Source organism: Paenibacillus sp. J22FR83 (assembly GCF_059691955.1).
Genome location: NZ_JCAUAM010000002.1, coordinates 195,492 through 209,402, shown reverse-complemented (window position 1 = coordinate 209,402; position 13,911 = coordinate 195,492). Strand labels below are relative to the sequence as shown.

Sequence of the window (13,911 nt, the reverse complement as noted above, 5' to 3'; positions counted from 1 at the left end):
AAGTGGAAGTATCAGACGTTTCTCGTTATAGCAAGCCTATCTTTAACCCTGTCAATCGCTCCATCTACGTTGAAAGCGGCAGGAGCGAACGATGACAGTACTTCCGGTATCCCCGCTAAAGTTAGTAAGTCTCAAGCAGCCTATCGTTTCGATGAGGTGTTGAGTTTACTCAGTTCCTTGCATATCAGTGGTACGACACAGGATGAACTATTGGATGCTGCGCTACAAGGTATGATCGATTCACTGGATGATCCTTATACGGAGTATTACAAACCTAACAAAGCAAGTTCATTCCAGAATGCGGTCAATGGCCAAGCAGTAGGATTAGGATTTCGTATTGCAACAAATGACAAGGGCATTTATATAAATCAAGTGTACCCTGGAACACCAGCTGAGCAGTCGGGACTCCAAGCCGGCGACTACTTGGTAGCCCTTGGAGAGAAACAGGAGATTGCGCTGACGATAGGTGAGCTAACGAAAGCTTTTGTAGGCAAAAAAGAGGGTGATACTATTACACTTAAGATTTTACGCGGTGAAGCAAATAAAGTGATTACAATTACTTTTAAACAGATGCAATTTCCAATTAGTGCCCACCATATGCTTGAAGGAAAAGTTGGTTACATCGCTTTGTATACATTTGCATGGAATACCGAAATAGAGTTTGCTAAAGCATTGACTGAGTTGCAAGCAAAAGGAATGACTTCTTTAATTATTGACTTACGCAATAATGGCGGTGGTTACATAGAGATTGCGAAGAAGTTGGCAGGGCATTTTATACAGAATGGGACCTTCATGTATGAAAAGAAGCAAGGGGCAGCGGAACTTCAACCACTGGAAATTAAGGATGGGCAGCGGTTTGATCTACCGACGACTGTTCTAATCAATGAGGATAGTGCAAGCGCTTCTGAGATGTTCGTAGGTTTTATGCAGGATCACAAGCTTGCAACGATTATGGGTACCCGTTCCTACGGTAAGGGAGTAGCACAACAGGTATTCCCGCTGATTAGCGGCGGAACGCTAAAGGTCACCAGTATGGAATGGCTGACACCAGGGAAGCACGAGGTCAATGATGTAGGAATTAAGCCAGACATACAAGTTAGCGGTGAGCTTGAACCTCTGATACGGGCGATGCTTGGGTTGGGAACTCCCCAATTGGATTTAAAGCTTACCGATACGCTGACCCAAGTCAACGGAGTCGATTGGCCTGTGAACATTCCATTCAAAAAAATACAAGAAAGTTACTACGTGCCTGCACGTCTATTAGCAGCTTTAGCCGAGGGGGATATTCACTGGGACGCCGTTAACCGCGATGTATCAATTAAATCTCAAATCTCAACGATTAACTATCCCGTTTCCGTTTCCTCCACAATGACAGGTGATGCCTTCCTAAGCGGTGGGATAAGTTGGATTCGACTCGAGGCATTTCAGAAGCAACTAGCTGGATTGACGTGGGTGGAAGATGAGTACGGTTTGCAGTTACATTTTAGAAAAGAAGAGGAGTAGTGTGAATGAAAAAGTGGATCGTTTCTGGGATGCTTGCTGCATCATTACTTACAGGAGTTGCTGGGGTGAGCGCAGCAGAAGATCAAGGTATCAAGGTTCTTGTGGATGATAAGGCATTAGCTTTTGAAGTTCAACCATTTATTACGGAAGGGAATACGTTGGTACAGTTCCGTACAGCTTTTGAAGCGTTAGGTTTGAAAGTGGAGTGGGACGCGAATAAACAGGAAGTGACAGGCTCTAGCGATAAGCTTAGCGTGAAGTTGGTAATTGGAAGTAAGACTGTTTATATTAACGGAAAGGCACAAGACCTAGAGGTAGCGCCTGTCATTAAGGACAATGTGACCTTCATTCCGCTTCGTTTCGTTGGAGAAGCATCTGGGCGTGAAGTAAGTTGGGATGGATTAAGCAGAACTGTATACATTGCAGATACTGTGCAACAAATTAAGCATGTATTGCAGAGGCAGCTCGATGCTAGTGTGCGTGAAGATGCGAATGCGATAGTAGCAACGGTGGATCCCGCAACGCCTGGTTATGAGAATACTAAAGCCATCTATGAGCAAACCTTTGCCCTATATGACTTGGCCTATGATTTTAAAGTTAGCGATACGGTTGAAGTGGACAAAGATAAAGCCAGTGTTGCTTTTACACAAAAAACGACGAAGGTAAAAGGGCCTGCATTTGAAAATAACCAGATTGAAGCGGTGACTCTGCTTAGACGTGTCGATGGCGAATGGAAAACCAGTCAATCCATCATTAACACAATTGATTACTTGAAAGCAGATCAATACAAAGAAGAAGTGATTACATTATCCGCCGAGGAGCAAGCTAAAATTTTGGCAGTGATTGAGAAAGATCGTGTGCTATCTGAGAAGGAAGATTTCGAAACTCTTCTGGCTCAATACGACAGTTCGTACCCCAATCTCTCTCAAAAAACGGTGCAATGGAAACAACTCGCCGCTGTATTTGACTTCAAATCGACCTTCACCAGTGTGAAGCTTATAAAAGCAAGCGAAAAAGAGGCGTATGTTCGAATTCAAAGCAAGAATGAGAAAGTAAGCGGCCCGGAATTTAGAAACTTCAATGCGGACAGCATTACTGTTCTGAAGAAGCAAGCGGATGGTACGTGGAAAATATCGGACAGTATTCAATTGTCGATGACATTTATTCAATAACGGAAAAGTACAGATTAGAGATCAAATTCCTCTTATGGAGGATTTGATCTTTTTTTTATGCAAATTTAGGAATCCGTTGGGATTGATTCGACATTATTCTACATTATTTTTGTTGGAAATTAGGTATAATTCGGTATTGCACACTAATTGTATATCGTTATTTTACTCTCTATGAACTTTACGTCCAATGTTAAGTTGTATGGATAATACTTCGATGTGTAAACGGATGGCTCATTTGCGTTCGGAACTATATCTTATTTCGGAGGATGTTAAGAGTATACAAACGGTGAGAGGAGTTTGAGCTGTGAGTGTCTTTGCTGAGGAGGTAACAAGGAGTCGAAAAACTTGGATTCACTATAATGACTTATCGGCACGAGAGAAAAATGATTTGCATCGACTTGTGGATGACTATGGCGTGGTAACGAGAACTACATCATTACCTACCCATTTATGGATTGACGGGAAGCGTTGTAATAAACAATGGACTGAGCTTGCCAAGATAGAAATAGAAGAAATTTCATCCATGATACCGTGTACACACTTTTATATACTTACGGATGAGCAAGGGACAGCGGTCCATATTGAAGGTGCAGATTCGCTATTGCATGCATTGAAGCAGTACAATGTTGTACCTGAGTGCTCGTTTTCCTTACAGGCTGCGGGAATCAACGGGATATCTTTAGCTATGCATACAGGGCTTGCAGCGGTTGTAGAAGGCGGGGATCATAGCTTAGAGATGTTTGCCGATTGGACGTGCATCTGTCACCCAATTAGGGTTAGTGGTGAAGTTATTGGGTATCTAGATTTATCTATGAAGGAAGGGCTCGATGTTAGTTTTGCATGCGTTTTAGTTGAGAGAATAGTGAATGATATCGTGAATAAATATAGAAATTCTAATCCTGCGATGAAAAGGGAAATCATATACAAACAGTTCCAAACGTATCAATTGACTTCGAGAGAAACTGAGGTTGCTTATGCCTGGTTGTCGAATCAAAGTGCTTTGCAAATTGCCACTAACATGGGAATTACCGAGGGGACTGTCCGCAATATGTTGAAAAAAGTATATGCGAAGACAAAGGTTGGAGATAAGGGGCAATACTTTAGGAAGTTCATGACTATAGTGAACTCATTAGACTAATAAACGTGAACATTTCCTTATTCTCATGTACAATAAGAGAAAGTGTATGTACGGGATGGAGGAAAGCGCATGAAGAAAGAAGATTTCCTTTCAACTGCTGAATTGCAGGCGTTACTAGCAGGGAATGAGGAATTCGCGGATGAAAGTGAGCTGGACGAGCCACTTAAGGCGAAAGATCTGCATACGTTGCAAAAGACCGTTTTGCTTCTTTCTAAGCAGGTAGAAGAGCTCCAAGCGCAACTTCATGAGCAGTTTGAACTCCAGAATAGACAACAAGAGCAATTTCTGCGACTATGCAGGCACCAACTTGAGAACAAGCTGCATGAGCAACTGGTCAACACGATTGTTGTTCATCAGCATGGGGCGAATCAAGAAGATAAGATGGAGCTTGAACATGCGCCAGTTGCATCGGAGGAAGTAAAGTTCAGCGGGGAGCCAATCCTTGATTCATCAACGGAGGATACGTCCCTACCGTTCTCTAGGGTGAAGAGCTATACGAAGATTCGCAAAAGAAAAAAGGGTTTTTTCGAGAAGCTCTTTGAATAGCATCACGATAAGAAAGACCGCTTCTTCTAAAAAGGAAGAGCGGTCTTTCTTGCATGCCAGAATGAATGCTTTTTAAACAATAACTGGAAAATATACAGCTATTTACGACGGAATTGCTCGAAAATGCGATTTAACTGTAAAACATGTAGGTAAATTAACCTCTATTTCTCAAATCGGGTGAAATGGCCCCAATTACCTGTACTTTTTCCATCTATTCTACGATTGATCAAGAAATTCCACACATTAACTACATAAAATCCATCTATTCAGCAAGAGCAGAGGGTGGGGCGGAACTTCAATCCTACCAACGCATGATCGGACTCTACAATCGTTGCTCTTGAAACTTCCCTCGCTTACAGAATCCCTTCATCGTGCGCTTTTTTGGAAGCTTGAACACGGTCTCGGACGTCCATTTTCGAGTATATATTGGAAATGTAATTTTTCACGGTACCCTCGGACAAGAATAGCTTCTCGGCGATTTCACGATTGTTGAGCCCGTCGGCGATGCTGTGAAGCACCTGCAGCTCTCGATCACTGAGGCCATACGTCTCTGTGCGAACGCTGCTCTCTTCTTTCTCCTCGGAAGAACCACCACTACCGCCATCGCGAGCCTGCTGAACGAGCATTTTGGCGATATCATGCGGAATTAAGGTGCCGCCTTGATGAACCCATTTGATTCCCGTGGCCAGCTCTTTGGGATGAATAGCTTTAAGCAAGTAGCCTTCTGCTCCTGCACTAAGTGCATCGACGACATAGCCAATTTCTTGGAATGTGGTCAAAATGATAACACGAATATGCGGCCAGGTAGACTTAATCCGACGGGTAGCTTCAACGCCATCCATAGTCGGCATGTGAATGTCCATGAGAACGACATCGGGTTGCGTATCTTGGGTCAACTGAACAGCCACTTGCCCGTTTTCGGCTAAGCCGACAACTTCGATCTCGGGGTCCATGCCCAGTACAATGTGCAAGCTTTCACGAATTAGATCTTGATCGTCGACTAGGAGTAGTTTGAGTGGAGCTTGATTAATAGTCATTGAAAATCCTCCTCACAGCTATTTAGGTGGTTAGTGGGGCTTGCAGGGTTTAAATGTTTATTTAAAGTCTAAAACGTCGGAAAACGTTTAACAGGAATGAAACAATGGACAACGGTCCCCTTCTCAGGTGAGGAGCGTACCTGCAATGTGCCTTGCAGCGCTGTTATCCGTTCTTGCATGGCGGTAATCCCGAAGCCCATTTTCAATTGGTCGGCACCAATACCATCATCCTCAATCCGTAGGGAGATTTGGTCATCGGCATAGGTGAGTACGATTTCAATCGAAGCTGCTTTGCCATGGCGCTTAGCATTCGTCAGTGATTCCTGGAGACAGCGAATTAACGAGAGCTTCGTTTGTTTGGGAATTTCGAACTCGTCACTGACCGTTGTGAAGTGAATCTGTGTTCCTGTGTGCAAAGCGAATTCATTGGCAAGTCGCAACAGTTGCTGGGACAACAGCATATCTCCCTCTTGGGGGACCATTTGATGAATGCTGCGGCGTACTTCTTCTAGGCCACCTCGGGTCACATTGCGCAGGACGTCGAGCTTTTGCTTGGCTTTCTCTGGCGAAACCTCGATGAGATACGAGACAGCATCCATACCCATAATGACGGAAGTAAATGTATGTCCAACGGTATCATGCAGCTCACGAGCCATCCGATTGCGCTCTTCAACTAAAGTAAGCTGCTCAATCTGATTCGCGTACTGTTCAAGGACGTTATTTTGCTCATGAATCAAATGGTATTGACGTTGGTTCTCACCTAACAGCTTCTCAGTCTTCTCGTTGGAAGTAACAGCACGTTGCAAGCTGAGCCCGATTGCGAAGAAGAGAACGGCATTCAGAATAAAGCTAAATAGTTGTCCGACGCCCATACCGCTGTGCAGAAGGAAGAAATAGGTCATTGGCATGCCTAACATGAAGGTGGGGGCGGTCCACCACGCATTTTTTCGGTCGGTGAGGAATCCAATGACCATAATTGGGCAATTAATGGTAAGTAAGGCATCCTGCTCCATCCAAGCTAAGTAAATTTGCAGGGGAATGCCGGTTAGTAGAACAGCAATTGGATAGCAGGTCGGATTAATATAGTGGGGTCGCCAGAATATAAAAGGAACCCCGTATGAGAGTAAAATAGCCAATATGGTTAATAGGATGTGTGAAAATGGTTGTTCATAGATGTGCAGGCAGCTATATAGTAAACCAAGCAGTGCAGCGCCGGTCAAGACGATGAACAGTGACCATTCCACACCGTGCCACGGTCTTCGTTGGATCATAGAGGAACTCCTTTACTGACAGATCTTATCTTTCCATTGTACATAAAATTAGGGGAAAGCCATAGTGAGCGCAGTCATATGATTGCGTATGACCATCACGCCGTCGCGATGACTTGTATGCTTTGTGCTAAGGTTGCTTGAACGCATTGGGCATGACATTGGAAGTCAGATAGGGTAGGATTGGATTATATTGGTTAAAAATGAGAGGAGATGTCGAATGTCAACATCACAAGCAGTTGCTGCGCCTATCGTACAGGTGGATCATATATCCAAACGCATTGGTTCTAAGACCATTATTGATAAGTTGAGTTTCGATGTGCCGCGCGGCGAGGTGTTCGGTTTTCTCGGGCCCAATGGTGCGGGTAAAACGACGACCATCCGTATGATCGTTGGATTGATGTCGATTTCCGAGGGAGATATTCGGATTGGTGGTTATTCGGTTCGCACGCATTTTGAAGAGGCTATTCGCCATGTTGGCGCGATTGTAGAGAATCCGGAAATGTATAAATTTTTAAGCGGTTATAACAATTTGGTGCATTATGCCAGGATGATTCCAGGTATTGGCGACGAGCGAATTGAGGAGGTCATCGATCTAGTTGGGATGACGAATCGTATTCATGACAAGGTCAAGACGTACTCATTGGGGATGCGGCAACGATTAGGTATTGCGCAAGCGCTTCTACATAAGCCTTCAGTCCTGATTCTGGATGAGCCTACCAACGGATTGGATCCAGCAGGGATCCGTGAGCTTCGTGATCATTTGCGTAAACTTACCCGAGAAGAAGGTATTTCCGTAATCGTTTCTTCGCATCTATTAGCAGAGATGGAACTGATGTGTGACCGTGTGGCGATTATTCAAAATGGGAAACTAGTCGATGTCAGACTTATCAAGGAATTTGCCAGGGAAGATGGCAAACATCGGGTCGTTTACGAAATCGATGCTGTACAGCAAGCGCTGAAGATAGCCTCTGAGCATGGTATCCAGGCTGAAGTTATTGATAACGAACTTGTTATGCAATTGGATAAAGAAGAAACGGCCCACTGGAATAAGCGATTTGTTGAAGCGGGCATTGCCATTTACGGCATTCGCAAATCGGCGAAGTCGCTGGAAGATCAATTTTTAGAAATGACGGGAAGTGATCCTATTGCTTAATCTCATCAGGAATGAGCATATGAAAATTTATCATCGACTCCGGACATGGATTTTAGCGATTCTGCTAGTTGTTATTGTTGTACTGACAGGTGTGTTATCCCATTCGGATTATCAGAAAGATGATAGCTGGAAGGTACGTGCCGCAGAAACGATTCAACATAATAAGACGGAGCTGGCTAACGCCGATATTCCAGAGAAGTTTAAGAAGCAAATGCGTGAAGATAGTGCGCTTCAGCAATACATGCTGGATCATAATTATCCGCCTATGGAGAATACGCTGTGGGGAGGAATGATGACTGCAGCAGGTTTAATTGTGCTGGTTGTGACCTTATTCGCCGTTATTATTGCCGGTGATATGGTGGCAGGGGAGTTTACTTGGGGGACCATCAAGCTGCTGCTCATACGTCCGGCTAGCAGGGCCAAGATACTGTTATCGAAGTATCTGACAACCTTGATATTTGCTGCTACCTTACTGATTCTCTTATTTATTACAGCCTTGATTGTTAACGGCTTCGTTTATGGCTTTGGGCGATTAAATCTTCCGCATTTAACAGTCAACGATGCTGGACAAGTACTGGAGAAGAACATGCTCCTCTATGTGTTCGCAACATATGGATTCAAACTGATTGAGCTCGTCATGATCGTCACGCTGGCCTTTATGATCTCGACAGTATTTCGCAGCGCCTCTCTAGCGATAGGTCTTAGTATTTTCATCATGTTCGCTGGTCAAATCATCACGATCGTATTGATGCGATACACATGGGGCAAATACTACTTATTTGCGAATACGGATCTCACGCAGTATCTAGAGGGACAGCCGTTGGCTGAGGGAATGACCTTGGGATTCTCCATCACTGTGCTCATTCTCTATTTCTTATTATTCAACGTGCTTTCCTGGGAAATATTTCGCAGACGCGATGTGGCAGCATAAGAGAACTTCTGCTATGTCGCCCATGCTAAACAAAGAACGATCCTTCCGGTTCAGCTTTCACCGGGGGATCGTTCTTTGTTATTTCTTCGTATACGATTGGATAGCCTCTGGTACTTCCAGCAGGGAAGGCAGCTGATAGAACGCGCCCTTCGGCGTGACGTCGATCGTCCCATTGTTAAATACCCAATCATCAACAACGGGAATATGAATCGCGTGGATACCGGCATGGAGAGCGGGCAGGACATCTGTTGTGATCGAGTTGCCGATCATCCATGTGTGCGCTCGGTCGAATTGTTTTTCGTGCATCAATGCATTCATATACTCACGTGTCTTATGGACGGTTACGAAGATGCGATCCTGGAAAAATTCGTCAAGACCGACATCCTTGATCTTCTTCATTTGAATCGAAACATCTCCGCCAGTATATAGAAACAAGTTGTGGCCAGCTTGCCCAAGTTTGTGAAGGGTTTCGTTCATCAGCGGATAAGGCTCCACGGTGTAACTATACACGGTATGCCCGAGCTGCATAAGCCAGTCCACTTCTTTGCTGCTGACAGGACGGTTATAGTGTTGCGCGAACCATTGGTACGTTTCAACAAACGATTGCGGAAACCGTTCCGGCATAAAGCCGTGAATTTGGATACCAGCAAGGTCGATTTGCAACTGTTTTTGCCGAATGTCCTGTTTCGTTAGACCATGTCCTGAATACCAAGTCAGCATGAGATCAACGAACTGATCGATTACAAAGTCAAAATATTTATTGCAATGCACTAACGTGTCATCTAGATCAAATAGGATGGATTGTTCTCTCATAAGCTCCCGTGTCTCCTACATCAGTTAGAAATGAATTTCCAACTAGTATATCATGCGGAAAGCATCAATCCTAGTGCTCGATCGTTACATGGCTACGGTGTTGCCTCTATACATATTGTCAGGAGCAGCGACTGGTCGGTTCCCAGTTTCAGACTCATTGTTTGGCGTAGGTGCAGGTGCTTCAGATTTCGTTTCCATTTTGCTGCTGCCTTGGAAGACGCCGCCTTCCTCAATGATGAAAGAAGCTGCGCTAATATTGCCGTGTAAAGAACCTGTAGACGTAATCGTTAATTTGCCTTTGGTCGTAATATTGCCGTGAACGCTCCCAGCTAGAACCACATCTCGTGCGGAGATATTGGATTTCACGACCCCGTGCTCGCCGATAATGACGTCACCCGCACAATCGATATCTCCAGTTATTCCACCTTCAATACGAATACTCGCCTCTGATTTAATGCGGCCTTCAAAGCTCGTCCCCTCACCGATCAATGTATCGGTTGTATTTGGATTCATGAGGTTTTTTGTTTTTTTGAACATGTTAGTTGTCATCCTTTCGAATCGATTTCAGATAAGGCTTGGGATCGACGCTTTCGCCGTTTTTGAGTACTTCATAGTGGAGATGTGCCCCTGTGCTTCGGCCTGTAGATCCGACTAAGCCGATCGTACCGCCTTTTTCAACAGAATCACCTTTGTTAACTAGGATTTTATTTAAATGCATATACCAGGTGCGCAAGCCCTTGGAATGCTCAATCACAATGTTATTACCGTGGTAAATGTCCTTGCCTGTACTGACCACTTTACCAGCTGCAGTTGCATACACCGGATCATTCTCATGAGCACCGAAATCAATGCCAGAATGATAACTCGGTATTTTGGTAAATGGATCTGAGCGGTAGCCAAAAGGGGAAGTCACTACCTTCGTGCTAGTTGGCCATAGCGTCGGAGTAATACGAAGCTGCTCCTGTTTGTCGGCCACTTTCTGTTTCGTGGCGGTAAGATTCGTTTGCAACGCTTGCACCTCGCCATTCAGTGCCGTGAAAGAAGCGAGCGTATCCTGACCTAGTTTAAGAATAATATCCTGTGAAACGGGATTAGGACTTCCACCTACACCAGTTGAAGGAGGCGATTCGCCGATTATCGGCTGGTTGGCATCTTTCTTAGCCTTGTCTGCGGATGAATTGCTTGCAACGGCTACGTTGCTAGGTTCGTGATCAATTCCAGCGATAGTCTTGAGATCACTCTCAAGCTTCTTCACTTCTTCGACCTGCGTTTTCATCTGTTCAGCTTGCTGGGACAGTTGAATCACTTCATTTTGCAAGAGCTCGATAGCTTCATTCTTAGAAGAAAGGGTTGCGCTCCATTGCTGGTTGACTCCGCTTAGTTTCGATTGCAGGTCGCTTGCCTGTTTGACCGTATGTGCGTGTACAAAGTAAATCGATATGGAAATCAGCATGAGCACGGAAAAGCATGCTGCCGCGATATAGGCTGCTAAATGGGGAATGCGAAACCTGACGACTGATTGATTAGTAGCGTCTGGTATGATAACCAGTGTCAGTTTTTTTGGTTTCCACTTAAGCTTCATAAGGGCTAAATTAACTCCTGTCATGGTTGAATTTGGTAAAGTGAAGTTCTGTACATGATTCGTCATATTTTGCTAAAAACCTGCCTTCTTGCCTACTAGTCCTAGTAAAATGAGTCTAAAGTAGGAAGGAATCCTGTCGTATATGATCGAAATTAACAAGACAATTACAGAAGCTGTAGATTTGGAGTGGAGGCACATATGATTAAGCTTGCAGGTATTGACATAGGGAACGATAGTATTAAGTTGGTGCTAGATGGGTCTAGAGAACCACTAGTCATTCCGAATATTATAGCTCCGGGCTACGAAAGACACATTTTGCAAGAAGAAGATTCACCTTGGAAAGCATTGGATGTTGTTATCTACAGTCCAAGCCTTTCACAAAGGAATCAACGGTATTTCGTAGGGCAGCTCGCCTTAGAGCACGAGGATAACCTAGAGCTAGAAGATACGGACAATAAAGCGCTATCGGATCAATCCCTTATTGTAGCATTGACTGCACTTGCTTATCAGGGTCTCACTAATCAAGGGGTTAACCCTGGCTATGGCAACGTTGACGAAGTTGAATACACATTGGGTACGGGTTTGCCAGTTCGATCTTTCCCGAAATATAATCAGACATTTGAACATCGACTTCTAGGTGAGCACGAAGTGACATTCCTTTCCACACCACAGTTCCATAATCGTAAAATTAAAGTTTCGATCCGCAAAGTAGCTGTCTCTATTGAGGGTGCTGCGGCCATGTTCCATATGGCAACACACGATAGCTTGCAGGTCAAAGACGAAGAAATATACAACGGATGCATCGGCGTCTGCGAAATCGGTGCGTTGACGACGGATTTCCCTGTCATCAAACGCATGGCGATTGATAACCATTTTAGCCATGGCGAGCAGATCGGTATTGCAACGTATTTGGATGCCATTATCCGTGACGTAGAAGATGCCTACGGCCACTTGTTCCCAAGCCGAGCAAAGCTAGCGCAACGTGTGAAGAATCGTCAATTCACGATTCAGCTTCCAGGAGAAGGCCAAGTAGATATTCGGCCCATCGTAGATCTCCACTTTCGCCGAGCTGCTGTACGCATGGTTGAGATGATCAAGAAGCGCTGGCGCAAATGCCCAGACATTCAATGCTTTTACGTGATTGGCGGCGGTGCAAGTGCTCTGAAGCCGTACATTCAAGACGCGGCAGGAGCAATGAAATTGCGGTTCACGAACGATAGTGAATTCTTAAATGTGAACGGCTACTTGAAGGTCGCAAAAAGCCGTTTAAATCAATCAGTTCCTGTTTAAGTTATAAGGCACCTGCTGAGGCGGGTGCTTTTTCATTTCGTTATAAGCATTCCTCCAAATCGAATTTCACGGTAGCAGTTCGGTTCACCCTAGTTGTTGCTCTCGGCTTGTTTCAGCTTGGTGAGTTCCATATAAGTGGTCAAGTTTGCCAGAAGTAAGCAACTGCTGAAGCCTACCGCGCAAGTTATGCCAATCATCGTAGATTTCTCGCCAAGCATAAGACCGATTAGAACAAAAGCTATGCATATAGCCAAAAAGACATTGCCTCCCCAAAGCCATTGCGTGTAGGTCAGGCGTTGGCTCAGTTTACCTGAATTTTGTATCGGATCCTTCTGAACATGAGTCCCTCCCGAAGAATCAGGAAAAGCATTCGGATCCTTCTTTTGCTTCCAATACCCGAGTGCAAAAAGGATGATCATAATGAAGGGCTGATAAGCCAGAACAATAACTGGTGAGCTGAAGTTGGAGAAGGAGAGCAGCTCGGTGGTGCTTTTGAAAGAGAGACATGTGCTTAGTGCAATTAGCAATGCGATAGGTTTGTTAATCATCGGATAATTTCGCTCATTGAAAAGGGAACTGATGCCGATCAGGAGCGCCAAATAAATCGCTATTATTTTAGAAAAAACCGTTGGATACCAGATCATGAGCATGACAAGATCAAGGCGATCTAGGAAATCTGTGACATGAATCGTTTGCACCAGATTATAGCTAGGGTATGAGAAGTTGGCAGGCATCTTGGGACCGAGAACAGCAATAATTACGAAGAGCAGAAGGGTAAGCAGGAAAAAACCAAGCAAGGAGCCATGTCGAATTGCTGAACGAACATGATTGGCGTTGGACAGCATGTGAAGAAAGGCGCCTAGAATGAAAATATCGCCAGCACTCCCGATGGTTAGAATGGAACTTGCCGTCCAGTTCTGAAGAGGCATCGTGAGTAAGGGTGTCGTGAGCCGCAGAAAAAATTCGTTTGATAAGAGCAATGGCATGATGATCATTGTTACGACAAAAAGAGGGTAGAACAGATCATTTACACGTGCTATGACCTCTACACTTGTTTTTCCGAAATAAATAAGCAGCAAACAGTTGAGCAAGATGAGAATTTCTAGCGGTGTTACATGCAGTAAAAGTGTGGAGCTAAATCGAGATACAGAAGAAATATCCCGAACGACAATCTGCCAGAAATGAAACAAAATGAGTAGGTTGACACAGGTGCCGCCCCACCGGCCTAATAGGCATTTGGAAATTTCAAAAATGTTCTTACTCGGGTATAGCTTGGCCATGTAACTAAAGAAGCCGGCAATCAGGAAGACATAAAGAATAGAAATCAAATAGCTAAACCAAGCATCCATTTGATTAATGCGAATTAACTCATTTTGCAAGGTGAGGATACCTCCGCTCGTGACGATCGAGGAAGCTAGCCATGAGAGCTGACGTTCATTGATGACTTGGTTAGTATCGATAATAAACACCACCTT

Annotated in this window: 13 protein-coding genes; 7 read left to right on the top strand and 6 right to left on the bottom strand. The window is 44.5% G+C overall.

The features are described from left to right. The first annotated feature begins 69 nt into the window (after positions 1 to 69). The 4 genes from AC58PV_RS04495 (at position 70) to AC58PV_RS04480 (ending at position 4,359) form a co-directional block, all read left to right on the top strand. The gene (locus AC58PV_RS04495; RefSeq protein ID WP_497431077.1) at positions 70 to 1,503 is read left to right on the top strand and encodes a S41 family peptidase; all 1,434 of its coding nucleotides are present in this window, start codon (positions 70 to 72) and stop codon (positions 1,501 to 1,503) included. A 5-nt stretch (positions 1,504 to 1,508) separates the two neighbouring features. Next, entirely contained in the window at positions 1,509 to 2,675 is a 1,167-nt protein-coding gene (locus AC58PV_RS04490; protein WP_497431076.1) for a copper amine oxidase N-terminal domain-containing protein, read from the top strand. Between the two features lie 304 nt (positions 2,676 to 2,979). After that, on the top strand, positions 2,980 to 3,813 hold the full coding sequence (locus AC58PV_RS04485; protein ID WP_497431075.1) for a helix-turn-helix transcriptional regulator: 834 nt from the start codon (positions 2,980 to 2,982) through the stop codon (positions 3,811 to 3,813). Between the two features lie 69 nt (positions 3,814 to 3,882). Further along, on the top strand, positions 3,883 to 4,359 hold the full coding sequence (locus AC58PV_RS04480) for a hypothetical protein (RefSeq protein ID WP_497431074.1): 477 nt from the start codon (positions 3,883 to 3,885) through the stop codon (positions 4,357 to 4,359). Between the two features lie 353 nt (positions 4,360 to 4,712). Here AC58PV_RS04480 and AC58PV_RS04475 read toward each other — a convergent pair whose 3' ends face one another. Both AC58PV_RS04475 and AC58PV_RS04470 read right to left on the bottom strand, forming a co-directional pair. Then, a complete protein-coding gene (locus AC58PV_RS04475; protein WP_497431073.1) occupies positions 4,713 to 5,396 on the bottom strand; it encodes a response regulator transcription factor in 684 nt (227 codons plus the stop codon). A gap of 68 nt (positions 5,397 to 5,464) precedes the next feature. After that, positions 5,465 to 6,667 carry a sensor histidine kinase gene (locus AC58PV_RS04470; RefSeq protein WP_497431072.1) on the bottom strand — a complete coding sequence of 401 codons (1,203 nt, stop codon included), beginning with the start codon at positions 6,665 to 6,667 and terminating at the stop codon, positions 5,465 to 5,467. 217 nt (positions 6,668 to 6,884) lie between these two features. On the opposite strand from AC58PV_RS04470, the gene AC58PV_RS04465 reads away from it, so the two are divergent. Both AC58PV_RS04465 and AC58PV_RS04460 read left to right on the top strand, forming a co-directional pair. Then, entirely contained in the window at positions 6,885 to 7,820 is a 936-nt protein-coding gene (locus AC58PV_RS04465) for an ABC transporter ATP-binding protein (protein WP_497431071.1), read from the top strand. A 19-nt stretch (positions 7,821 to 7,839) separates the two neighbouring features. Next, positions 7,840 to 8,751 (top strand): ABC transporter permease, encoded by a 912-nt coding sequence (locus AC58PV_RS04460; RefSeq protein WP_497431070.1) that lies wholly within the window; start codon positions 7,840 to 7,842, stop codon positions 8,749 to 8,751. A 78-nt stretch (positions 8,752 to 8,829) separates the two neighbouring features. Here AC58PV_RS04460 and AC58PV_RS04455 read toward each other — a convergent pair whose 3' ends face one another. The 3 genes from AC58PV_RS04455 to AC58PV_RS04445 form a co-directional block, all read right to left on the bottom strand. Next, a complete protein-coding gene (locus AC58PV_RS04455; RefSeq protein WP_497431069.1) occupies positions 8,830 to 9,564 on the bottom strand; it encodes an HAD family hydrolase in 735 nt (244 codons plus the stop codon). 84 nt (positions 9,565 to 9,648) lie between these two features. Next, positions 9,649 to 10,101, bottom strand: coding sequence for a bactofilin family protein (locus tag AC58PV_RS04450; RefSeq protein ID WP_497431068.1), 453 nt, complete (start codon positions 10,099 to 10,101; stop codon positions 9,649 to 9,651). Between the two features lies 1 nt (position 10,102). Then, positions 10,103 to 11,146 (bottom strand): peptidoglycan DD-metalloendopeptidase family protein, encoded by a 1,044-nt coding sequence (locus tag AC58PV_RS04445; protein ID WP_497431067.1) that lies wholly within the window; start codon positions 11,144 to 11,146, stop codon positions 10,103 to 10,105. A 198-nt stretch (positions 11,147 to 11,344) separates the two neighbouring features. On the opposite strand from AC58PV_RS04445, the gene AC58PV_RS04440 reads away from it, so the two are divergent. Then, positions 11,345 to 12,436 (top strand): ParM/StbA family protein, encoded by a 1,092-nt coding sequence (locus tag AC58PV_RS04440; protein ID WP_497431066.1) that lies wholly within the window; start codon positions 11,345 to 11,347, stop codon positions 12,434 to 12,436. 89 nt (positions 12,437 to 12,525) lie between these two features. Here AC58PV_RS04440 and AC58PV_RS04435 read toward each other — a convergent pair whose 3' ends face one another. Beyond that, the gene (locus AC58PV_RS04435) at positions 12,526 to 13,908 is read right to left on the bottom strand and encodes a GerAB/ArcD/ProY family transporter (protein ID WP_497431065.1); all 1,383 of its coding nucleotides are present in this window, start codon (positions 13,906 to 13,908) and stop codon (positions 12,526 to 12,528) included. Positions 13,909 to 13,911: the final 3 nt, after the last annotated feature.